This window comes from Frankia canadensis, from assembly GCF_900197875.1.
In the GTDB taxonomy this organism is placed as follows: Bacteria; Actinomycetota; Actinomycetes; order Frankiales; family Frankiaceae; genus Frankia; species Frankia canadensis.
Map to the genome: position 1 here is coordinate 1 of NZ_FZMO01000034.1, position 19691 is coordinate 19691.

Here is a 19691-nt window from a genome sequence, read left to right on the forward strand (position 1 = left end):
TACCGGATTCCCCTGCCGCCCAAAGGCAGCAGTCCCCTCCGGAGGTATTTGATGGGACCGCTACGAGGTGAGGGACTGTCACGGCAGCGGATCCTCGACGCCGCGATCGAACTCGCTGAGGCCGAGGGGCTCGCGGGGCTGTCGATGCGCCGGCTTGCCGCCCGGCTCGGCGTGGAGGCGATGTCGCTCTACAACCACGTGGCCAACAAGGGGGACATCCTTGACGGCCTGGCAAGCCGGGTCTTCGAGTCGATCGCGCTGCCGGATCCAGGCCTGCCGTGGGACGAGCGGATCCGCCTGCTCACCGCCGCCGCCTACGAGGCGTTCGGCGCGCATCCCGTCGTCGTGCGCGCCCTGGCGTCCGAGCAGGCCAACCCACGGTCGCTGGGGTCATTGCGGGTGATCGACGCGATGCTCGGCGCGCTTCTGGATGCCGGCCTCACCGAGCAGGAGGCCGTGCGCCGGTACCGGGGGCTACTCGGCCTCGTGTTCGGATCCGTCCTGGTCGACTCGACGGACCCGGGTGCCTCCAGCGAACGATCCGAGCCGATCACCGACTGGTTCACCCGGCATGTCACCGCCGATGCCCTGCCGAATCTGCACCGGACGCTGCCAGCGCTCATCAACATAGGTTGCCGGGTCGAGTTCGCCCACGAGCTCGACCTCCTCATCGAGGGTCTGCGAGCCGCAGCGACCTCCGCCGCGCGCGGGCGAGCGTCCGGTCCCCTCCAGATCGGATAGCGCGGTCGGCATACCGCCATGGTGATCGCCGCGTGGCTGGCTGTCTGCTGTCACGTCGCCGCGCCGGGTGATCACGTCACCGCACACGCTATTCCGTTCGTGTCGTTAGCAGCGCACCACCGCAGCTGGTACCCCGCCTGCCTGCACAAGGCGGGTGATGTCCTCGGGGTCGCTGGTCAGGATGCGGTCACCCGGACGGGCGAGCAGGGCCACCGTCGCGTCAACCACATCAGACGTACCGGCTCGGCCAAGCAGCACACCGGCCTCGCGGCCGGTCCGTTCATCAACGGCACACACCTCCACTGCGCGGAGGAGGCGGGCCAGCGCGGCCTGCCGCCCGGCGCGATCCCGCCAGACCTGGGCGACGACGACGGCGTTGCTCCGCAGGCCGATGTCCCGCTGCTGCGCGATCCGGAGTCGGGCCACCATCTCCCGATCGCCGCGCTCGACAGCCAGAAACGCGCCCGCGTCGAGAACGAGGGCGCTCACGCCGCCGGCTGATCCGCGCGCAGGCCCAGCTCCCGCTCGGCCCGCGCCAGTTCCTCCGGCGTCAACGCCGGGTTCGCCGTCTCCCACGAGTCGAGGAACTCCGCGAGGGCATCGGCTCGAAGCTTCGCGGCAGCCGCGACCGCGAGCCAGGCCGACAGCCCGACGCCAGCGCGCCGAGCGGCGTCCCGAACCGCGTCACCCAGCTCGCCGTCGAACGAGACGCTCATCTTGTCGACCTTCACCACGCCAGAATACCGGAGTAGTAACTACCGTGGTATGTCGTCTCGCCGTGGCTCGTGGACGGTGCCGGCTGCGCTCGGCCGCCACCGACACCCTGCTCGGAGGCACACCGCCGCGCCCCACGCCGAGCCGCCATTCCCTGTTTGTCCGATTTGCCGGTCCTACGCGCGTGACCGGCACGGCCTCCAGCCAGGTGTTCACGACGCTGCCCGATGTGCCGCACCGACGCACGGGCTGGTGGCGTCGGGCTGGAGGCCACCGTCCGCCCACTCAGTCACGAACTCGCGATATCGGGGACGGGCCGAACGCATCGAGCACCGCGACCGCGGACCAAGTCCTTCACGGCTCGGAGCGGCAGCATTCATAGCACATGTGCTACGTTGAGGAGGTGAACGAGATAGGACTTCGTGAGGTGCGGCAGAACGCCAGCGAGCTGGTGCGGCGCGCCGAGGCCGGCGAACGGATGACGATCACCGTTTCCGGCCGGCCGGCGGCACTCCTTGGCCCGGTGGCCCCGCGCGCGTGGCGGCGTTGGGACGACCTCGCGGATCTTTTCACCCTCCCCACCGACGCGGACTGGCCCGCGGATCGTGATCTCGTCGACGGTGCCGTCTCGGACCCCTGGGAGGGTCGATGAGTCGCGGCGTCCTCGACACCAGCGTGCTGGTCGCCACCGACGTGGCGCCGATCCCCGGCGAACTCGCGGTCAGTGTCATCAGCATCGCCGAACTCCAGTTCGGCGTCCTTGTCGCGAAGACCTCCGAGGCCCGCGCGAACCGACTGGCCCGCCTCAGCGCACTGCAACGACGGTTCGACCCGCTACCTGTCGACGACGCCGTCGCCGACAGTTATGGACGACTCGCCGCCCGCGTCGTCGAAGTCGGACGCCAGCCGCGCGCCCGAACAATGGACCTGCTGATCGCGGCGACCGCGCACGCCCACGAAGCCAGCATCTACACCCGCAACGCCGCCGGCCTCACCGGCCTCGAAGACCTCATCGACATCATAACGATCTAGACAGTCGGGCCGCGCTGCGCGGCCCCGGGACGCCCTGGGCATGCACCGATACCGTCTAACCGTCATGAGCTGTGATCACAACGAGGGCATCCGGTTGCGTGGCCGGCTCACTCTCAGCCGTGCGCGACACCGCTCGCCGCGCGGCTAGCAGCGATCTACACGGTCAGCCGGATGCGGGTGACGGCGTCGGGAGCCTGGTTCATACCGGCCTGGTAGGCGGGCTGCCAGCGGGTCCGGTCACCCAGGTCGGGGCCAAAGGCGTTCTGCGCCGCCTCGTCAGGGACAACCCGCGCGGCGAGGGCGGCGCCGTCCGGCACCGCGGAGGAACCGAACCAGTGCGCCAGCGGTTCGATGATCACGATCGTGTCGGCGTCGGCGGCGAGGTGGACATGGGAACCGCCGCCCAGAGCGCCGTCGATATACCGGCGGCCGCCGATCGTGACCGGTGGGTAGGCGGCTGGCGTGGCGCAGCTCGCCGCGACGGCTACGGGCAACGGAACGCCGCTGGTGTGGTCCCAGACGACGGGCTGACCGGTCTCCAGATCCACTGCGGTGATCAGCAGCCGCCGTTGCGGCCAGTCAACTGGGCCGATCAGGGACCTCATGCTGGCGACGTGCACGTTCTCGGGAACGGTCGGGGCGGTGAGCGCGATTCGGCCCACTCGGCTGCGGGCTTCGGCCGGGTCGAGCCCACGATCGCCGAGGGTGGTAAACACCTCGGCGATCAGCCGCGGGTCCGGGCGCGGCTGCGAGCCGGGCAGTCCGGACGGGCCGAACGGGGTCGCGAGGCGGTGGGGGTCGCCGCCGGTGGCCAGAATCGCCCCGGCGATCGCACCCGCCGAGGTCCCCACGATCAGATCGGCGTCGGCAAGGTCCACACCGTTGCGGCGCAGCCCGGCTGCCAACCCGAGCAGCCAGGCCGTGCCGACGAGCCCGCCAGGACCCAGGACAACCGCGGTGCCACCGGAGAAGGTCATGCCCGCCAGTGTCGAACCTCAAGAGCCGTTGAGGTCAACCTCAGCTCGGCCCGTGGTCGGCAACGAAGATCGATGCCGGTGCCGATCACCGAATGCAGGCGGCGTAAGCCGATCCTTCATATCCGCGCCGGCCGTCCGGTCCCGACGCAGGGTCATGGCACGACGGGACCGGTACGAGCGCCCCATAGTTCCGCGATCCGTCCGTCAGCGACGCGGATAATTTCGATGAGTTCTCCGGTCTTGTCGGTCAGCAGGGACCGGATCACCGCGCGGTCGTCCTCGGCGATCAGGCCAACAACCTTCGTGCGCAGCTCCGGTGCGGCTGCGCGCATGGCGAGCCACCGTTCCTTGACCATGCCGGGCCCGCGGGACTGGAGCGGGTGGCTGTAGAAGTCGGCGGCGAAGATCTCGTCGACCGCCGGTAGGTCGAGCGCGTTGAACGCCGCATGCATGCGAAGCGCGAGGCCCCGGCTCAACTGGGCCTTCGTCGGCCTGACGGGCGCGGGACCGGCATCGTCAAGGAGCGCCCGCGCCAAAGGCTCGAGCCGGCCGAATGCTCGGGCGAAGCCGACGTGGTCACCATAGTCGCGGGATTCGACGATCTGTCCGTCACGGACCCGGACCACGAACACGCACGGCACAGCGAACTCGCCCCGGTCAGCCGTCCCGACGTAGGCGAACTCCGCTACGACCACCTCGGGATCTGCCGTCTGATGCACGACCATGTCCGTAGGTGCGAACGACCAGACGCCGGCTGCTCGCTCGGCTGACCCTGCGAAGTGCTGGCGCAACTCGGCGCGAGTGCGCAGCGGTTGATCACCAGACGGCGCGAACGGGTGCCGGACGTCCGTCCGTTCCCCGTACAGGCCGGCGAGCGCGTCGAGTTGGCGCTCCCGTTCGTCCGGCGCGAGGTCACCGGAAACCAGCCGACTCACGCCGGCGGTGACCAGGCGAACGATGTCGGCTGGTGCAGGCCTCGGTACCATCGAACCTCCAAAACGAAGTCGTGACTCCGCTACCTTAGCGAAGCCTAGACTCCGCTACAGGACGGGTGGCCTGACAAGGACGGGTGGCCCTGACAGGACGGGCGGCCGTTACAGGAGGTAGGTGAGTCGTGCGGAGGAACGCCGTCGCCAACCGGGAGCGCATCCTGGCCGCCGCCGAAGCGGTGTTCGGCGAGCACGGCGCGGCCGGCTCCACCGAGGACGTCGCGCGCCGCGCCGAGGTCGGCATCGCGACCGTGTTCCGCCACTTTCCGACGAAGGCCGCGCTGGTGGAGGCAGCCCTGATCCGCCACTTTGACCTGCTCAACGAGCGGGCATCCACCCTGGCTGACCGAGCCGACTCCGGACAGGCGTTCCGAGACCTGCTGCGAACCATGGTCGAGGGCGGATCGACGAAACTAACCCTCGCGTCCCAGATGCCGGACGGACAGTTCCCGCCGAGTGTCCGCCAGTCGGCGGACAAGCTACGCGCGACCGTCGAGGATCTCCTGGACCGCGCGGCGCGGTCAGGGGCGATCCGCAGGGACGTCGGGGCCGACGAGGTCTATCTCCTGGTCCGAGGACTAGCCCAGGCAGCCGCCACCACTCCGACGACACCGCAGACCATAAGCAGAGCAATCGATGTGGTGATCGCGGGGCTGAGCGCATAATGGCCCGCGTCTTCGCTCATTGCGAAGCGCAATTACCGCGTCACCATCACTATTTCGTCCTACCGCACCCCGCCTACCAGCGCCAGTGCCGCCTACGCGAGACGGTCGGCGAGTCGGCCGAACGGGCAGGGTTCAACACCGCGGCCCTCCCATCGTGGCGTCCCGTCGGGGCCGAGCCGAGGCTCGAGAACGACCGTCCGCCCGTCGACGGCCACCTCGGGCCAGGTGGTGTTGAGCTCATCCATGACGTGGTCCTGGAGCGTTGAGGCGATCTCGACGGTGAGCTCCTCCGGGTCACCCGCGGGCCAGTCGAGGGTCATCAGCCTGGTGGGCACCCGACCCTCGGGAAACCAGTCGGGCGCCTTCATGGCCACCTTCAACAGCAGCCGGTGGGCGGTGGGGTCGGAGGGGATGGCCCAGGTCTGGATGTCCGGGATGAGCGCCGCGAGGTCGCCGGGCCGCGCCGGGTCGAAGTCGATCAGCCGCACATCGAAGTCCGCCACAGGCGTGCCAGCGAAGTCGGCCAGGATGACGGGCAGCCAATCAGCTACCGAGGACTTCGCCATACGGTGATCGTCGCCAGTCCTCCGCGCCGGGTCAACGCCCGCGAGCCGGCCAGAGCGAGGCAGCAGCATCCCCGCGGCGCCCGGCGCCGTCAGCCGGCGGCGGCGCGGGCGTAACGGCGGGCCAGGGCGGCGAAGGCGTCCGTGAGCTCGGGCGGCCCGACCACCTGGATGTCGGCGTCGAACCGGCCGACGGCGGCGGCCAGGCTGGGCCACGACCAGGAGCCGACGACGAGCCGGCAGCGGTTCGGGCCGAGCTCCTCGACGATCCCGTCCTGGGAGTACTGGGACACGAAGGCGGCGGGCAGCTCGACGATCATCTCGCCCCGGCATGGCCAACGCTCCGGGCCGAACGGGCCCTGGAATCGAGCGGCGACGTAAGCCGTGACGTCCCCGCCAGGCAGCTGCCGTGGGGTGAACCGTGGCCCGGTCGACGTGCGTGGGCTGATCCGGTCGGCGCGGAAGGTGCGCCAGTCGTCGCGGTCCAGGTCCCAGGCGACGAGATACCAAAGTCCGCGCCAGGTGACAAGATGATGTGGCTGCACCCGTCGCGGTGGGACGACGTCGGCCGATTCCGATTCCGATTCCGACTCCGACCGTGCCGGCACGGCGTAGTCGAAGCGCAGCTCCTCCCGGGCATGGACGGCGGCGCCGAGCGTCACCAGCACGGTCGGCTCGACTCGCGGATTCGGCCGGGCTCCGCCGCGTTCGACGGCGGTGATTCGCAGCGCGTCGACCCGGTGGCGCAGCCGTGCCGGCATGACCTGCCGGACGGTGCTGAGCGCGCGGGCCGCCGCCTCCTCGATGCCGGCACCGGACGTGGCGGCGAGCTGGAGCGCGACGGCCAGGGCGACGGCCTGTTCGTCGTCGAACAGCAGCGGAGGTAGTTCCGCCCCGGCGTCCAGTCGGTAGCCGCCGGCGGGGCCCTTGCTGGCTCGGATCGGATAGCCCAGCTCACGAAGGCGGTCGACGTCGCGGCGCACCGTACGCGGGCTGACCTCGAGCCGCGCGGCCAGCAGCGCCCCCGGCCAGTCCGGACGCGCCTGCAACAACGAGAGCAGGGCGAGCAGGCGCCCGGACGTCGTCGACATGCCCATGAGATTGCCCGGAGAAGCGGACCGAAACTGACCGCTTCTCCGCCGACAGTGGTGTCAGAGCCGACAACGGCGACCACTTGGAAGGGACGATCACCATGACGACCACACCCGCCACTGTCCTCGACGCCGAGCGCGCCGATCTGCTGGCCGAGCTCGCCGTGGCACGAACCAATCTACTCAACACGGCCCGCGGGATCAGTGACGAGCAGGCCGGCGAGCACCCGACGGTCAGTGCCCTGTGTCTGGGAGGACTGATCAAGCATGTCGCCGCCGGCGAGGAGGGCTGGATGCGCTTCGTCCTCGAGGGGCCGTCGGCGATGGACTACACGCTGCCGGACGGCGTCGCCTGGGAGGATTTCATGACCGGCACCGCGCGGGAGTACCCGGCGTGGGCCCTGCGGCGCCAGAACGACTTCCAGATGCAGCCGGGCGAGACTCTGGCCGGAGTGATCGCGGACTACACGAGGATCGCCGCACGGACCGACGAGATCGTCACGACCACTCCCGATCTGTCGGCGACCCAGCCGCTGCCGGCGGCGCCGTGGCACGAGCCGGGCACGCGCCACAGCGTCCGCCGTGTTTTGATCCACATCATCGCCGAGATCAATCAGCATGCCGGCCACGCCGACATCCTTCGCGAGACGATGGACGGCCAGACCACGACCTGAGCTGTCACTCGCCACCGACCCCCAACGACATGACAGTACCGATCGGGCCCATGATGCTGCGGGTCAGACCTGTGTTCCCGGTCGCCGTTTCGGTGCGCTCCGGGCGCGGTTCACGGGTGTGGCCTACGCTCCGGGCGCGACACCGCGCACAACCGGGGCGAGTTCACGCCATTCACGGACCGGAAGCGCGGCGGGGTCCGCGGTGAGGACCTGGACGCAGACGTGATCCGCGCCCGCATCCAGGTGTTGCCGTACTCGGTCCTGAATCACGTCGAACGCCATCGTCCAGACGCCGACGTTGCCGAGCGTGTGCCGCAGATCCTGTTCCACCGCAATCCCCCATCCTTAACCGGACAGCCTATCCGTTTCCGCTGCGCTACATTACGGACATCCTGTCCGGTTGGCCGCGGCGGGTGGAGGGAGGAGCCACGATGGGGGCTGGGCGAACTTCCCCGGAGCGCCCCCTCCGCGCCGACGCCCGACGCAATCGGGACCACCTGCTCGCCGTCGCGCGAGAGGCGTTCGAGGAAGCCGGACCCGAGGCGTCCCTGGTGGAGATCGCTCGTCGGGCCGGCCACGCGGGTCATCGCGGCCGATAGCGGCACGGCCGCTCCGCGCGTCCTGGTAGTGACGACCTTTGACCAGGACGAGCACGTCTTCGCGGCTCTACGCGGTGGTGCCAGCGGCTTCGTGCTCAAGGACACCCGGCCGGAGGACCTTCTCGAGGCAGTCAGGATCGTGGCCCGGGGGGACGCCCTGCTGGCGCCCGCTGTCACCCGGCGGCTCATCGCCGAGTTCGGGCGCCAGCCGCGCCCCGCGATCTCCCAGATGGACTGCGCGCCTCGCTCACCGAACGCGAGCTGGAAGTCCTCATCCAGGTCGCTTCGGGACGGTCCAACACCGAGATCGCCGCTGCCCTGTTCGTCAGCCTGGCTACCGTCAAGACGCACGTCAGTCGCCTGCTGACCAAACTGGGTGCCCGGGACAGGGCGCAACTCGTTGTCGTCGCCTACGAGACGGGCACCGTGGTTCCCGGTCACCAGGCGTAGGACCCATTGGCGCGCATGTCGGCGACGGCGCCCAAGGTCGTTCGCCAGCAGATCGGCCGCCTCGGGGACAATGTCAGCCGCCGCCCTCGGATGCGCGACCCGCACGTCATTCGCTACGTGGGGCATCTACCAGAAGCCGACGTTCGGCGTCGGCAACCGCAACATCGTCCTGCAGGCCACCACGGCTCAGCAGGCATTCGCACGTCGTCACGCCGCGCTATGAGTGCTTGTACTCATGACTACCCGGGAGTCACGGGATGTACTCGACCGCATGGAGGGCATATGCGCAGGTATCGCACCGCTGACCATGGCGGTGGCCCTGACGGCGTGTGGGCTGCTCGCCGGATGCGGCCGCGGCCCGGACACGAGCGTCACCCCGCTGCCGCCGAGGGTGTCCGCGCCGGCCACCCTCGCGGCTGACGCCACGGTCCCGTGGGTGGACGAGCGGGCGGGTGACTCGGAGTTCACCCGGCCGGCCCACCCCCGCCGGACGATCACGACGGACCATCGCTGCCAGGCCTCCGACCTTGCCGCCGTCCTGCCCGCCTGGCAGGACCGGACCCCACACGTCGACCCGAGCGCCGACGACCAGGAGTCGCGCGCCATCCGACGGGCCGGTCCATACGGCCTGATGGGCATGGTCGAGGCCACGAACGTCTCCACGCGACCCTGCACGCTGTCCGGGCGTAGCAACGCCGAACTGCTGGTCGACGACCAGCCGGCCCGGGTCGAGATGAGTAACAACATCAACGAGCAGGGTGAACGACAGATCACCCAGGTCAATCCGGGCGAGCGCGCGGGACTGCGCCTCGACTGGTCGGTCCCCTACTGCGGCTCACGGGGGCGGCAGACCCTACGGCTGGCCCTGCCGCACGGCGGCGGAATCCTGACGGCTCCCGTCACCCGGGCCACCACGCCGCAGTGTTCCTCCAGCGAGATCCACCCCGGACTGCGCACCTTCCTGTCGGTCGGAGCATGGGATGAGCTCAATCCGGTCACCGCGCCCCACTACGCGCTCGCCGGGCTGACCGCGGCCCTGGTGAGTCCCGCCGCGATGACGGCTCCGGTCGACGCGACGATCGACTACGTGATCCGGCTGACGAACCCGACCGGCGCACCGATGGACCTCGACGGCGTCGTCTACACCCAGGAACTGTTCTCCCTGGGTGACGCCACCCGGGAGGCGGTGAACACCACGTCCGCCTATCGCCTCAACACCCGGCCCGTGCCCGTTCTGAAAGCGAAGGCCAGCCAGGACTTCCGTTTCCGAGTCACCCTGCCCGCCGCCGTCACCCGGGGCCGCGACCTCAGCGTCTCCTGGCGGCTGGGCGGTCCCGAGGTGAAGCCCGCCGGGACAGCTGTGCCCCTCACCGTCACCGCCCGGTGAGCCCTCGCGGCACGGCATTGTCCGTTCAGCGGCCCGAAAGGCCTCCAGGACCCGGCCGTCGCCATCGTGATCCCATCCGCCAGGCAACGCAGAGAAGGTCCCGATCTTATGTCCCATCTGGAGAGAAGGCAGCTCCTGGCCGCGTCCTTCGCGAGCCTCGCGGGCCTCCTGGTAGACGCGTGTTCCACCGGTTCTGCCGGCGTGTCCTCGCCACGGCGTCCGGCGACGCCCACCCCGCGGGACGTCGCCGACGACGCGCCGCTGGTCGACCTGGAACGCCGCTACGGGGCGCGCCTGGGCGTCTTCGCGATCGATACCGCCTCCGGACGGTCGGTTCGCCATCGCGAGAACGAGTCCTTCGCGCTGTGCTCGACCTTCAAGACGTATGCGGTCGCTGCGGTGCTGCGAGCGCACCCGCTACGCGGCGGGGACCTGTCTCGCACCATCCACTTCTCCGCCGCCGACATCGTGGCGAACTCTCCGGTGACGAGCACCAGAGTTGCTACTGGAATGACCGTCGCCGAACTTTGCGACGCAGCCATCACTCATAGCGACAACACTGCCGGCAACCAACTCCTGAAACTCCTCGGCGGTCCGGCCGCGATCACCCGGTTCGCCCGGTCGCTCGGCGATCAGTCCACGCGACTGGACCGATGGGAACCCGACCTGAACAGCGCGACGCGTGGTGACCCCCGCGACACCACGACACCGTTGGCCATTGCCACCGGATACCGGGCCCTCCTCCTCGGGGACGCCCTGCCGGCCCCGGAACGGGCACAGCTGAAGACCTGGTTGATCGCGAACACTACCGGCACGACCCGACTCCGCGCTGGCCTACCTTCGAGCTGGACGACGGGAGACAAGACCGGGGCCGGACGATTCGCCACCCTGAACGACGTCGCGATCACCTGGCCGGACGCCGGCGGGCCTTTGGTGATGGCGGTGCTGTCCGACAGGCCTGAGGAGACCGCCACCGCCGCCGATTCCCTGCTCGCCGAAACGGCCCGGGCCGTCGTCACCGCGTTGAAGGGCTGATCTCGAGGGGTCCTTTGTCAGGAGCTTTCGGCGCACTCGGACGAGCTGGATGCGTAAACGCCAAGAGATGCTCCGATGCCAGACGGGCGGCTTGACGGTCCGCCGACGACGGGGACGGAGATCAGACGGGCGACTCTCGCTGGCCCGATAGCTCTCCGGGCACCGCCGCTATCGCCCGGCCGGTCCTGGCGCCCTCTGAGCTGCGCGGTAGCGGCCGGGGGCGTCGCCAGTGATCCGCTTGAAGGCGCGGGCGAACGCGAATTCGGAGTCGTACCCGACGCGTCGCGCGACCTCACGCAGCGGCAGAGTCCGGTCGTCGCGGAGCAGCTGGGCGGCCGTGGTCATGCGCCACATGGTCACGTAGGCCATGGGGGACTGGCCGGTCAGGATGGTGAAGCGGCGCGCGAATGTCGCCCGCGGCACACGCACGGCGCGGGCCAGCATGTCCACGGTCCAAGGCCGACCCGGGCTGATGTGGATCATCGCCAACGCCTCGCCGACCGCCGGGTCATGGAGCGCGGCTGCCCAGCCGGCTTCGGCTTCGCCCCGGTCAGCGAGCCACGCGCGCAGGACGTAGACGAAGAGCAGGTCGATGAGGGATGCGATGACCGCCGCCGTCCCGGGGCCGGCTCGCTCTGACTCGGCGGAAAGCAGGTCGACCGCGGCGGGGAGGCCGGTTCCCCGTGCCCGCCCGGCGGTTATGTGCAGCATCGGCGGCAGCAGGGTGGTGAGCGGGTGGCGGAGGTCGGCCTCGAGCAGGTATCCACCGCAGAGCAGGCCGGTTACCGGGCCGTCACCCGCGATCGCCAGGTCCCTGGGGGCCATTTCGCCCAGGGGTCCGCCGATCAGGTCTTCTATCGCGAGCGCGGGCCGCCCGGGGCTGTCGACGAGGCAGTGACCCAGTCCGGCCGGGACCAGAACCACATCGCCCCGGGCGAGGTGCACGGGCTCGCCGTCATCCGGCGTCAGCCAGCAGGCTCCGGCGGTGACGACGTGGACGCTGGCCAGCGCACCGGCCGGGATGCGGATGCCCCACGGCGCGCAGAACCGGTTCCGGGAGTACAGCGCGCTGCCGCGCCGGGTCGCGGCCACGACGTCGGCCGCGATGTCGGCGACCACGTCAGCCGAACGAGCACGCGTGTTGGGTGGCGCCAAAATCTGGGTGTCCATGCCCATAAGGATATCGAAGTGAGCTTCACAGATATTTTCTTGGCGTGATCTGTCATTGGATAACTCAATGACGAGCTATAGCGTGGCACGGACCCAGCGAGAACCGACCACGGAGGCTCATGTGGCCACGACTGTTCTGGTGACCGGAGGGACCGGGAAGACCGGCCGCCGCCTGATACCCATGCTGCGACGGCGTGGGAGTGCCGTGCGGGCGGCGAGCCGCACTCCCGCGCCGGCCCGCGGTGGCGTCGAGCCGGTGCGCTTCGACTGGTTCGACGAGAGCACCTATCGAGCGGCGCTGGCCGGTGTGCAGGCCGTCTACGTTGTCAGCCCTCACCTGACCGGCACCGTGGCTGACGCGTCGGCGCAGATGGAGAAGTTCGTCCACGCCGCGGCGGCCAGCGGCGTCCGGCGGCTGGTACACCTGTCCTCGTTCGGGGTGGACCAGGCGCCTCCCGACGATCCGCTGCGCCGTGCCGAATTGCTGGTGGAGGGTTCGGAGCTGCCCGCCACGATCTTGCGGCCCGCCGCGTTCATGCAGAACTTCTCGGAAAACCACTGGTCAGGGCTCGCCCGCTCGATCAGGGAACGGGGCGAGCTCGCCATGCCGTTCGGCGACTACCCCGTGAGTCATGTGTCGGCCCGCGACATCGCCGAAGTGGCCGCGGCGGCCTTGACCGAAGACGGTCACGAAGGCAAGGGCTACACCCTGACCGGGCCAGAAGCGATCACCTTCGCCGAGGCGGCCGCGCACATCTCAGCGGCCGCGGGCAGACACGTGCGCTACGTCGACCCCGGCCCGGACGCGATCCGCGACGCCCTGCTCGGCTCCGGGGCGCCGGCCGAATTCGCCGCGTACGTGAGCGAGACGTTCCGGTTCGCCATCACCTCCGGCGTCATGAAGGCGGTCACCGGCGACGTCAGCGCCGCAACCGGCCGGCCCGCGACGTCGTTCGCCGAGTTTGCGGCCGACGCGGCCGGCGCCTGGATTCCCTGAGCAGCACGCCCGTACGTCGGTCTTCCTTACCCCACCCTGGAGAAGCAGAGCATGATCCAGCCCAGCCCGGCCCCGGCAGCGCTGATCACCGGAGGCACCACCGGCATCGGCCTCGCCACCGCCCGCGTGCTCCACGAGCACGGCTACGCCGTTCTGGTGACCGGCCGCAATCCCGACACCCTCGCGGAAGCCAGACGCACTCTGCCAGGGGAGGTCACCGTGTTCCGCGCCGACGCCCGCTCAATCGCCGACGCCGAGGCGCTCGCCACCGAACTACGGCAGCGGTTCGGCACCCTTCGGCTTGCCTTCCTCAACGCCGGAATCGCGCGGCTCACACCGCTGGAAACCCTCGACGAGGAAAGCTACGACCAGCACTTCGACATCAACGTCAAGGGGCAACTTTTCACACTGCAGAGAATTCTGCCGCTGCTCGGGACAGGTAGCTCGGTGATCTTCACCAGCTCGGTGGTCTCCGACAAGGCCCAGCCCGGCATGGCGGTCTACGCCGCGACCAAGGGCGCCCAGCTTGCGCTGGTACGCACTCTCGCCGCGGACCTGGCGCCGCACGGCATTCGTGTCAATGCGGTCAGCCCCGGCATGATCCAGACACCCGCTCTCGACAAGAGCGGCATCCACGCCGAAGCGCTAGACGACTTCAGGAACACCATGGCCGCCAAGCTGCCCCTCGGGCGTATCGGCACCGCGGAGGAAGTCGGCCGCCTCGTCGCCTTCCTGGCCTCCCCGGACGCCAGTTACATCACCGGCGCCAACATGATCGCCGACGGAGGAATGAGCACGACCTAAAGCCTGTCGCGGTTCGATCGCGCACCCTCGGCATCGTTCGCGCACCTGTGGGCGCCAACGATGAGATCTTCCCGGAGGCGGGCGCGCACGCCTACCGTGACGACCTGCCCGACGCCGAAATCAACATTCTGGACACCGGGCGCTTCGCCCTGGAGGACCACGCCGAGGTCGTCGCGCAACACATCGCCCGTTTCACCGCCCGGCTGTGGGCCCGCGCTCGAGGAGATCCACGCCGGGCCGCAGCGGCGGGGGCTGCTGCTCGCCGAGCATCTGCTCGGCTCCGGCTACCCGAGTGCCGGGCAGATCGTCCGCTCCGCCCGGTGGTGAACCGTTCGCCCCTCCGCTCGCTACCTACCTTCAGGCGGAGGAGGTGAGCGGATGGCGCGGCCCGAGCCGGGCAGCGACGAGGCGCTGTTGCGCGCGGTCGCCGCCGGCGACGCCGGCGCGCTGGCCCGGCTTTACGAGCGGCACGCCCGCACGCTGTTCGGCTACCTCCACCGGCTGGCCGGCGACCGGATGACCGCCGAGGAGATCCTCCAGGACACGATGCTGGCGGTCTGGCGGTCGGCCGCCGCGTTCGAGGGCCGCTCGAAGGCGACCACATGGCTGTTCGGGGTCGCCCGCCGCCAGGCGCACAACCGGTTACGCGGCCGGTCCGGCCCGGAGACCATCGGCGTCCCCCTGCCCGAGCGGCCCGACCAGGGCGCCGGCCCCGACGAGTTGGCGATCGCGGCGGCGGGCGGCACGCCGGTGGCCGCGGCCATCGACCGGCTGCCCGAACACCACCGCGACGTGATCGCCCTGGTGTTCGTGGCCGGTCTGCCGCTCGCCGACGTCGCCGAGGTGCTCGCTATCCCCGTCGGCACGGTGAAGAGCCGGCTGCATCACGCCCGGGCCGCCGTCGCCGCCGCGCTCACCGCCCAGGAGGTGCCCGAATGAACGAGATGCTGCCCGCGTACGCCGCCGGCTCGCTGCGCGGCGCGGACCGCGACCGAGTCCGCGCGCACCTGGCGGGCTGTGCGCGCTGCCGCGCGGACCTCGCCGCCTGGCGGGCGATCGCGGATGCCTCGGCGCCGGGCGACGCGGCACCGGACACCGCGTCGTTGGTGCGGGCCGCGCTGACCCGGAGCGCGATCGAGGGGCCCGCCGACCCACCGGGCGACGGTCCCTGGGCGAGACGCCCGCGGTACGCCGCCGCGCTGGTCGTTGCCGAGGCCCGGCTGATCCGGCTGGCCGTGCCCGTCGCCTCGGCACTGGTGATGGCGCTCGGTGTGGCCGTCGTCCTGTTTCAGGCGGTGGGCGTTACGCGGCCCGCGACCGGCGCCGACATAGTGCTCGCGCTGGTCGCCCCGATCGTGGCCGCGGCGGGTGTCGCCGGCACGTACCGGTCACGACGGGACCCGGCCGCCGAACTGGTCGCCGCCACCCCGACGGCCGGCCCGCTGTTGTTGCTGGTACGTCTCGCGCTGGTGTTCGGGTACGACCTGGCGCTCGCGGTGGCGGCCTCCGTCGCGCTGACCGCTTCCGGGGCGGGCGGGGCGGCGAGCGGGGCGGCGAGCCTGCACGCGCTGATCGCCGCCTGGCTCGGGCCGATGGCGCTGCTGTCCTCTGTCAGCCTGCTCGTCGCCGTCCGGTTCGGTCCGGACGTCGCGCTCGGCGCAGCCATCGGGCTGTGGGTGGTCCGGGTGCTGGCGGGCGGCGTGTTCGCCGGCGACGCCTGGTTGGCGAGGTTCATCGTGGACGCCTGGTCGACGAACGCGGCGGTCCTCGGCGTGAGCGCCGTGTTCGGGATCGCCGCGGTGATGATGGCCGGGCGCCTCGGTCCGTACGACGGTGAACCGAACGGTGGCTGGCGCGCTACTCACCCGATGTGAGACCACTGACGCTCTGGCGGTACGAGGCACGCCGGGCGGGATGGGCGGCCCTGCTCGGTCCGCCGATCGCCGTCGCGGTGGGTGTCTCGGCCGCGCTCGCGAACCCCCGGCCGGGCGAAGCGACGACCGCCCGCATCCTGCTCGGCGCGTGCGAGATGGCCGTGCCGCTCGCCGCCGGTGTCGCCTGCGCCTCGCTGGTCGGGCGGGACCCGGCCGTGGAGCTGCAGCTCGCCGCGCCTACGCCCTACCGCGTCACGCTGCTGCGGCGCATGGCGATGACGCTGGGCTGGGCCGCTGTGGTCGCCGGGCTGACGGCGGCCCTGCTGGTCGCGACCGGCTGGTGGGCGCGCTGGCCGGCCAGTCATGGGCCGTTCGCCGGGCAGCTCACCTGGGTGGCGCCGACCGCGGGCCTGGGAGCCGTGGGCTTCGCGGCGGGCGCCGTGTTCCGCGCCCCGGCGGCGGCCGGCGCACTGGTCACCACGCTCTGGACGCTCCAGCAACTCTTCGCCGACCTGGCGCAGCGTCACCTGCCGGGGCGGCTGCTCTACCTGTTCGCCACGACCCGCGGCGCGGTGCCCGGCGACTGGGCCGAGAACCGGCTGGCGCTGCTCGGCGCGGCGGCCACGCTCGTCGCGCTGGCCCTGGTCGTGCTGGCCCGCTCCGAACGGCTCATCGGCGAGGAGGACGAATGACCAGCCAGACGGCGCGCACGCTCGGCGCGAGCCTGAGATACGAGTTCCGCATGCAGATCCGCAAACGGGCGGTGTGGATCGTGCCCGCGCTGACCGTCGCGCTGTTCCTGCTGATCGGCGGCAGTCTGCTGCGTGACCTGTTCGACAAGGGCGAGCGACCGGCCGAAGCTCGGACCGCCGTCGTCGGCCTGGCGGTCCAGGTGCTCGCGCTGCTGTCGATCGGGTACGGCTGCCTGCTCGCCGACCGGCTCATCCGCGACGACCGGCTGCGGGTGGCCCCGGTCCTGGACGCCACGCCCGCCCGGCCGGGTGCCCGGCTCGTCGGCAAGTACCTCGGCACGGCCGCCGCGACAGCCGTACCGATCCTGGCGGTGTACCTCGGCCTCGCCGCGGTGTACGCGGTACACACCGGCGCCCCGCACGCGCTCGGCTGGGCGCTGGCCACCTGCGCCGTAGTGATCGCGCCGGGCCTGCTGTTCGTGGCCGCCCTCGCGCTGACGGTACCCCTGATCATGCCGGCGCCGCTGTTTCGCGTGATCTTCGTCGGCTACTGGCTCTGGGGCAACGTCGCCGCGCCGGACATGATGCCGACGCTCGCGCGGACCCTCATCCACCCTCTCGGCGGCTACCCGCTCGACGCGCTGCTCGACTTCCACGGCATCGACGGCGACGACACCTGGGCCGGCCCGGTACCCAGCGCCACGCTGAACTTCCTGCGGCCGGACCCGACACCCACGACCGCCTGGCTGTCCATCACGGTGCTGCTGGTGCTCGCGGCCGCCGCACTCGCCGGAGGCCACGCGGTGCGCGCCCGCCGAGCCTGACACCCGCTGAACGACGACGAACCGACGAACCGAGGAAACCCCATGCGGATCGAGATCTCCGGCCTGACGAAGACGTACCGCGGCGGGGTGGCCGCCCTCGACGGCCTGGACCTGACCGTGCCCACCGGCATGTTCGGGCTGCTCGGCGCGAACGGCGCAGGCAAGACCACGCTGATGCGCATCCTCGCCGGCCTGGTACGGCCGACGTCCGGCCAGGTCACCGTGGGCGGGCACGACATGAGCACGGGCGCGGGGCGCACCGCCGTGCAGCGCGGCCTCGGCTACCTGCCGCAGGACCTCGGTGTCTATCCCGACCTGACGGCGCGCCAGTTCCTCGACTACGTCGCGCTGCTCAAGGGCGTGGACGACCGCATGGCGCGCCGCCGGCGCGTCGGGGAACTGCTCGAGGTGGTCGCCCTGACCGGGGACGCCGACCGCCGGCTGCGCGGCTTCTCCGGCGGGATGCGGCAACGGGTCGGCATCGCGCAGGCACTGCTCGCCGACCCACGGCTGCTGATCGTGGACGAGCCGACCGCGGGACTCGACCCACAGGAGCGGATCCGCTTCCGCACCCTGCTGTCCCAGTTCGCCGGCCAGCGCACCGTGCTGCTGAGCACCCACATCGTCGACGACATCGCGCAGACCTGCCGCGACGTGGCGGTGCTCGCCAGGGGCCGGCTCGCCTTCCGCGGCACGGTGGACGAGCTGACTCACCGCGCGCGGGGCCAGGTGTGGTCGATCGTCACCGACGGGCCGCCGCCAGCCGAGGGCACGGTCGTGTCCGCGCTGCCGCACGAGGGCGGCACGCGGTACCGGGTCGTGGCACCCGCGGCGCCGGACCCGCGGGCCCGGCCGGTGGAGCCCGCCCTCGAGGACGGGTACCTCGCGCTGACCACACGGTGAACCGCGCCCGGCCGCCGACAGCTGCTCGCCTGGCCCGCTCACAGCACGTCACCAGCCGTCGCGGCACTCGCGCGAGCCGCCCACGCGGCCAGTCCGGGCGGAGAGCCCGCCCGCATCACCTGATCAACAAGTTGGTCTAACACGCGCTTCGGCCAGTACCGTTCCCGACCTGGCATGCCGCGGTCCCCGTATCGTTGGATCACAGACATGGCTGGCGACATATGCCGGTCGCGCGCGGCTCCGAGGAGGTGCGATCATGGCGACGATCGAGGCGATGCTGGCTGCGATGGGGTTCACCTGGGACCGGTCCGCCGTACGGCGGGACATTCCACGGTTCTCGGTCGAGCGCGCCGTCTGGCGGTTTCGCCAGTCGCTGCCGGAGTACGTGTGGGACGCCGCAGTGCTCGAGGGCAACCCGTTCACCTACCCCGAAGTCCAGACACTCCTGGACGGGATCACCGTTGGCGGACGGAAGGTCAGCGACGAACGTCAGATCCTGAACCTCGCCGAGGCGGCGAACGAACTCGCCCGGCTCGTCAGGACGGGCGAGTTCCGGCTCTCCAAAGAGATCTCCGACAGGCTCCAGTTCCTCCTCGCCCGGGACGAGGCACTGGAGTCAGGCCACTTCCGCGGCGAGGGCAAGGAGACTCTCACCCCGGGCGTCAGCCTCGGACAGCATGGTCGCTACCTGCCACCCGCTACCGAGCGCGGTGGCGAGAACCTGCGTCGCATCCTCTCTCAGGGGCTGGAATTCCTGGCCGCCGAGATCGACGCCGAGTTCGAGCAGGCGATCGCCTATTTTCTCTTCTGCTCGCTTCAGCAGTTCTACTACGACGGCAACAAACGCACCGCCCGCTACCTGATGAATGGTCATCTCATGTCCCACGGGATGGACGCCATCAGCGTCCCGGCCGCACGCCGCCACGAGTTCAACACCGAGATGGTGGACTTCTTCCGGCGCAAGGACGGTACGGGCATGTTTGGTTTTCTGACATCCTGCCGGCTCGCCGCCGATGACGGGGTCATACCGCCAGACGGCGACTAGAAACTCACCCGGCCGTCCCCCGATCTCGGACGCCCGTGATGCGCATGGTATTGAAGATGCCCGCGGGCCGGGCGCTCCTGCCGAGTCTCCTGGAACGGCAGGGCGTCGTCATCACCATCTCCTCGATCGGCGCCCGAGCCGCGTTCCAACCAGTCGACATGGACAGGTGTACGCCCAGGACGGCCATTTCCTCTTCCAGATCGACATCGGCTGAGCCGGAGGACCCACAAAGATAAATAACCAGCACGCTGCGCGCCTATGAACGTGCCGCAGGCGCGCGAGTCGCCGGCCCGGGATGAGTACGACGCGGCCGGATGGACCGGCCCGCCGGATCAGGCGCGCGGACCCAGGAACGGGCCACCCGCCCTCCGCGTTCCACGACGTATTACGTCGCCGCGGGTCGTGGCCTCAGCCTGGATGCACCGATGAATGCGGTGATCTTCTCGGGGTCGACTGTAATGGCTG

At 70.6% G+C, this 19691-nt stretch carries 24 protein-coding genes and 2 pseudogenes; 19 read left to right on the top strand and 7 right to left on the bottom strand.

Annotation, left to right across the window (positions count from 1 at the left end):
• Positions 1-51 precede the first annotated feature (51 nt).
• Both C1A33_RS04325 and C1A33_RS34585 read left to right on the top strand, forming a co-directional pair.
• Positions 52-741, top strand: a complete 690-nt coding sequence (locus C1A33_RS04325) for a TetR family transcriptional regulator (protein ID WP_101830235.1) — start codon at positions 52-54, stop codon at positions 739-741.
• 99 nt (positions 742-840) lie between these two features.
• Positions 841-1242: a hypothetical protein gene (locus C1A33_RS34585; RefSeq protein WP_207770155.1), complete on the top strand. Its 402-nt coding sequence runs from the start codon at positions 841-843 to the stop codon at positions 1240-1242.
• On the opposite strand, the gene C1A33_RS04335 is transcribed toward C1A33_RS34585, so the two are convergent.
• Positions 1227-1457 carry a hypothetical protein gene (locus C1A33_RS04335; RefSeq protein ID WP_133150561.1) on the bottom strand — a complete coding sequence of 77 codons (231 nt, stop codon included), beginning with the start codon at positions 1455-1457 and terminating at the stop codon, positions 1227-1229. The genes C1A33_RS34585 and C1A33_RS04335 overlap by 16 nt on opposite strands.
• A 383-nt stretch (positions 1458-1840) precedes the next feature.
• Between C1A33_RS04335 and C1A33_RS04340 the strand changes: the two genes are divergently transcribed.
• Together C1A33_RS04340 and C1A33_RS04345 are read left to right on the top strand one after the other, a co-directional pair.
• Positions 1841-2107, top strand: coding sequence for a type II toxin-antitoxin system Phd/YefM family antitoxin (locus C1A33_RS04340; protein WP_243407172.1), 267 nt, complete (start codon positions 1841-1843; stop codon positions 2105-2107).
• Positions 2104-2487, top strand: a complete 384-nt coding sequence (locus C1A33_RS04345) for a type II toxin-antitoxin system VapC family toxin (RefSeq protein ID WP_101830238.1) — start codon at positions 2104-2106, stop codon at positions 2485-2487. The genes C1A33_RS04340 and C1A33_RS04345 overlap by 4 nt, the downstream gene beginning before the upstream one ends.
• A gap of 155 nt (positions 2488-2642) precedes the next feature.
• On the opposite strand, the gene C1A33_RS04350 is transcribed toward C1A33_RS04345, so the two are convergent.
• Both C1A33_RS04350 and C1A33_RS04355 read right to left on the bottom strand, forming a co-directional pair.
• Positions 2643-3464 (bottom strand): patatin-like phospholipase family protein, encoded by an 822-nt coding sequence (locus C1A33_RS04350; RefSeq protein ID WP_101830239.1) that lies wholly within the window; start codon positions 3462-3464, stop codon positions 2643-2645.
• 152 nt (positions 3465-3616) lie between these two features.
• Complete coding sequence (locus tag C1A33_RS04355) at positions 3617-4450, bottom strand: nuclear transport factor 2 family protein (RefSeq protein WP_101830240.1); 834 nt, start codon at positions 4448-4450, stop codon at positions 3617-3619.
• A gap of 128 nt (positions 4451-4578) precedes the next feature.
• On the opposite strand from C1A33_RS04355, the gene C1A33_RS04360 reads away from it, so the two are divergent.
• Complete coding sequence (locus tag C1A33_RS04360; RefSeq protein ID WP_101830241.1) at positions 4579-5118, top strand: TetR/AcrR family transcriptional regulator; 540 nt, start codon at positions 4579-4581, stop codon at positions 5116-5118.
• A 92-nt stretch (positions 5119-5210) separates the two neighbouring features.
• On the opposite strand, the gene C1A33_RS04365 is transcribed toward C1A33_RS04360, so the two are convergent.
• Together C1A33_RS04365 and C1A33_RS04370 are read right to left on the bottom strand one after the other, a co-directional pair.
• Positions 5211-5684: a hypothetical protein gene (locus tag C1A33_RS04365; RefSeq protein ID WP_101830242.1), complete on the bottom strand. Its 474-nt coding sequence runs from the start codon at positions 5682-5684 to the stop codon at positions 5211-5213.
• Positions 5685-5773: 89 nt separating this feature from the next.
• The gene (locus C1A33_RS04370; protein ID WP_101830255.1) at positions 5774-6772 is read right to left on the bottom strand and encodes a helix-turn-helix transcriptional regulator; all 999 of its coding nucleotides are present in this window, start codon (positions 6770-6772) and stop codon (positions 5774-5776) included.
• A 101-nt stretch (positions 6773-6873) separates the two neighbouring features.
• On the opposite strand from C1A33_RS04370, the gene C1A33_RS04375 reads away from it, so the two are divergent.
• Positions 6874-7446 carry a DinB family protein gene (locus C1A33_RS04375; RefSeq protein ID WP_207770156.1) on the top strand — a complete coding sequence of 191 codons (573 nt, stop codon included), beginning with the start codon at positions 6874-6876 and terminating at the stop codon, positions 7444-7446.
• Between the two features lie 123 nt (positions 7447-7569).
• Here C1A33_RS04375 and C1A33_RS04380 read toward each other — a convergent pair.
• Positions 7570-7719: pseudogene (locus tag C1A33_RS04380) on the bottom strand (TIGR03620 family F420-dependent LLM class oxidoreductase); the annotation flags it as partial.
• A 158-nt stretch (positions 7720-7877) separates the two neighbouring features.
• On the opposite strand from C1A33_RS04380, the pseudogene C1A33_RS36210 reads away from it, so the two are divergent.
• From C1A33_RS36210 to bla, 4 genes and pseudogenes are all read left to right on the top strand, one after another.
• Positions 7878-8021, top strand: a pseudogene (locus C1A33_RS36210) (TetR/AcrR family transcriptional regulator); the annotation flags it as partial.
• A gap of 297 nt (positions 8022-8318) precedes the next feature.
• On the top strand, positions 8319-8495 hold the full coding sequence (locus C1A33_RS38295; protein ID WP_341477184.1) for a response regulator transcription factor: 177 nt from the start codon (positions 8319-8321) through the stop codon (positions 8493-8495).
• A 271-nt stretch (positions 8496-8766) separates the two neighbouring features.
• Entirely contained in the window at positions 8767-9882 is a 1116-nt protein-coding gene (locus C1A33_RS04390) for a DUF4232 domain-containing protein (RefSeq protein WP_165818225.1), read from the top strand.
• A 201-nt stretch (positions 9883-10083) separates the two neighbouring features.
• Positions 10084-10917, top strand: a complete 834-nt coding sequence (bla, locus tag C1A33_RS04395) for a class A beta-lactamase (RefSeq protein ID WP_207770157.1) — start codon at positions 10084-10086, stop codon at positions 10915-10917.
• 168 nt (positions 10918-11085) lie between these two features.
• On the opposite strand, the gene C1A33_RS04400 is transcribed toward bla, so the two are convergent.
• Complete coding sequence (locus tag C1A33_RS04400) at positions 11086-12087, bottom strand: AraC family transcriptional regulator (protein WP_101830257.1); 1002 nt, start codon at positions 12085-12087, stop codon at positions 11086-11088.
• 67 nt (positions 12088-12154) lie between these two features.
• Here C1A33_RS04400 and C1A33_RS04405 point away from each other — a divergent pair, with 67 nt between their 5' ends.
• From C1A33_RS04405 to C1A33_RS04445, 9 genes are all read left to right on the top strand, one after another.
• Positions 12155-13084 (top strand): NAD(P)H-binding protein, encoded by a 930-nt coding sequence (locus C1A33_RS04405; RefSeq protein ID WP_101830245.1) that lies wholly within the window; start codon positions 12155-12157, stop codon positions 13082-13084.
• Between the two features lie 51 nt (positions 13085-13135).
• On the top strand, positions 13136-13888 hold the full coding sequence (locus C1A33_RS04410; RefSeq protein ID WP_101830246.1) for an SDR family oxidoreductase: 753 nt from the start codon (positions 13136-13138) through the stop codon (positions 13886-13888).
• A gap of 96 nt (positions 13889-13984) precedes the next feature.
• Positions 13985-14215: a hypothetical protein gene (locus C1A33_RS34590; protein WP_165818226.1), complete on the top strand. Its 231-nt coding sequence runs from the start codon at positions 13985-13987 to the stop codon at positions 14213-14215.
• A 51-nt stretch (positions 14216-14266) separates the two neighbouring features.
• On the top strand, positions 14267-14827 hold the full coding sequence (locus C1A33_RS04420; RefSeq protein WP_101830247.1) for an RNA polymerase sigma factor: 561 nt from the start codon (positions 14267-14269) through the stop codon (positions 14825-14827).
• A complete protein-coding gene (locus C1A33_RS04425; protein ID WP_101830248.1) occupies positions 14824-15762 on the top strand; it encodes a zf-HC2 domain-containing protein in 939 nt (312 codons plus the stop codon). The genes C1A33_RS04420 and C1A33_RS04425 overlap by 4 nt, the downstream gene beginning before the upstream one ends.
• On the top strand, positions 15759-16454 hold the full coding sequence (locus tag C1A33_RS04430) for a hypothetical protein (RefSeq protein ID WP_101830249.1): 696 nt from the start codon (positions 15759-15761) through the stop codon (positions 16452-16454). The genes C1A33_RS04425 and C1A33_RS04430 overlap by 4 nt, the downstream gene beginning before the upstream one ends.
• A complete protein-coding gene (locus C1A33_RS04435) occupies positions 16451-17278 on the top strand; it encodes a hypothetical protein (RefSeq protein ID WP_101830250.1) in 828 nt (275 codons plus the stop codon). Before C1A33_RS04430 ends, C1A33_RS04435 begins: the two co-directional genes overlap by 4 nt.
• 42 nt (positions 17279-17320) lie before the next feature.
• Entirely contained in the window at positions 17321-18181 is an 861-nt protein-coding gene (locus tag C1A33_RS04440; protein WP_101830251.1) for an ABC transporter ATP-binding protein, read from the top strand.
• 256 nt (positions 18182-18437) lie between these two features.
• Entirely contained in the window at positions 18438-19226 is a 789-nt protein-coding gene (locus C1A33_RS04445; RefSeq protein ID WP_101830252.1) for a Fic family protein, read from the top strand.
• Positions 19227-19691 lie beyond the last annotated feature (465 nt).

Coding starts and splice junctions, on each gene's coding strand:
- C1A33_RS04390 (WP_165818225.1), top strand. CDS start 8,767: ATGGAGGGCATATGCGCAGGTATCGCACCGCTGACCATGGCGGTGGCC.
- C1A33_RS04440 (WP_101830251.1), top strand. CDS start 17,321: ATGCGGATCGAGATCTCCGGCCTGACGAAGACGTACCGCGGCGGGGTG.
- C1A33_RS04420 (WP_101830247.1), top strand. CDS start 14,267: ATGGCGCGGCCCGAGCCGGGCAGCGACGAGGCGCTGTTGCGCGCGGTC.
- C1A33_RS04335 (WP_133150561.1), bottom strand. CDS start 1,457: ATGAGCGTCTCGTTCGACGGCGAGCTGGGTGACGCGGTTCGGGACGCC.
- C1A33_RS04365 (WP_101830242.1), bottom strand. CDS start 5,684: ATGGCGAAGTCCTCGGTAGCTGATTGGCTGCCCGTCATCCTGGCCGAC.
- C1A33_RS04345 (WP_101830238.1), top strand. CDS start 2,104: ATGAGTCGCGGCGTCCTCGACACCAGCGTGCTGGTCGCCACCGACGTG.
- C1A33_RS04410 (WP_101830246.1), top strand. CDS start 13,136: ATGATCCAGCCCAGCCCGGCCCCGGCAGCGCTGATCACCGGAGGCACC.
- C1A33_RS04350 (WP_101830239.1), bottom strand. CDS start 3,464: ATGACCTTCTCCGGTGGCACCGCGGTTGTCCTGGGTCCTGGCGGGCTC.
- C1A33_RS04375 (WP_207770156.1), top strand. CDS start 6,874: ATGACGACCACACCCGCCACTGTCCTCGACGCCGAGCGCGCCGATCTG.
- C1A33_RS04405 (WP_101830245.1), top strand. CDS start 12,155: ATGACGAGCTATAGCGTGGCACGGACCCAGCGAGAACCGACCACGGAG.
- C1A33_RS04370 (WP_101830255.1), bottom strand. CDS start 6,772: ATGTCGACGACGTCCGGGCGCCTGCTCGCCCTGCTCTCGTTGTTGCAG.
- C1A33_RS04445 (WP_101830252.1), top strand. CDS start 18,438: ATGGCGACGATCGAGGCGATGCTGGCTGCGATGGGGTTCACCTGGGAC.
- C1A33_RS04340 (WP_243407172.1), top strand. CDS start 1,841: ATGTGCTACGTTGAGGAGGTGAACGAGATAGGACTTCGTGAGGTGCGG.
- C1A33_RS04400 (WP_101830257.1), bottom strand. CDS start 12,087: ATGGACACCCAGATTTTGGCGCCACCCAACACGCGTGCTCGTTCGGCT.
- C1A33_RS04325 (WP_101830235.1), top strand. CDS start 52: ATGGGACCGCTACGAGGTGAGGGACTGTCACGGCAGCGGATCCTCGAC.
- C1A33_RS04435 (WP_101830250.1), top strand. CDS start 16,451: ATGACCAGCCAGACGGCGCGCACGCTCGGCGCGAGCCTGAGATACGAG.
- C1A33_RS04425 (WP_101830248.1), top strand. CDS start 14,824: ATGAACGAGATGCTGCCCGCGTACGCCGCCGGCTCGCTGCGCGGCGCG.
- C1A33_RS04355 (WP_101830240.1), bottom strand. CDS start 4,450: ATGGTACCGAGGCCTGCACCAGCCGACATCGTTCGCCTGGTCACCGCC.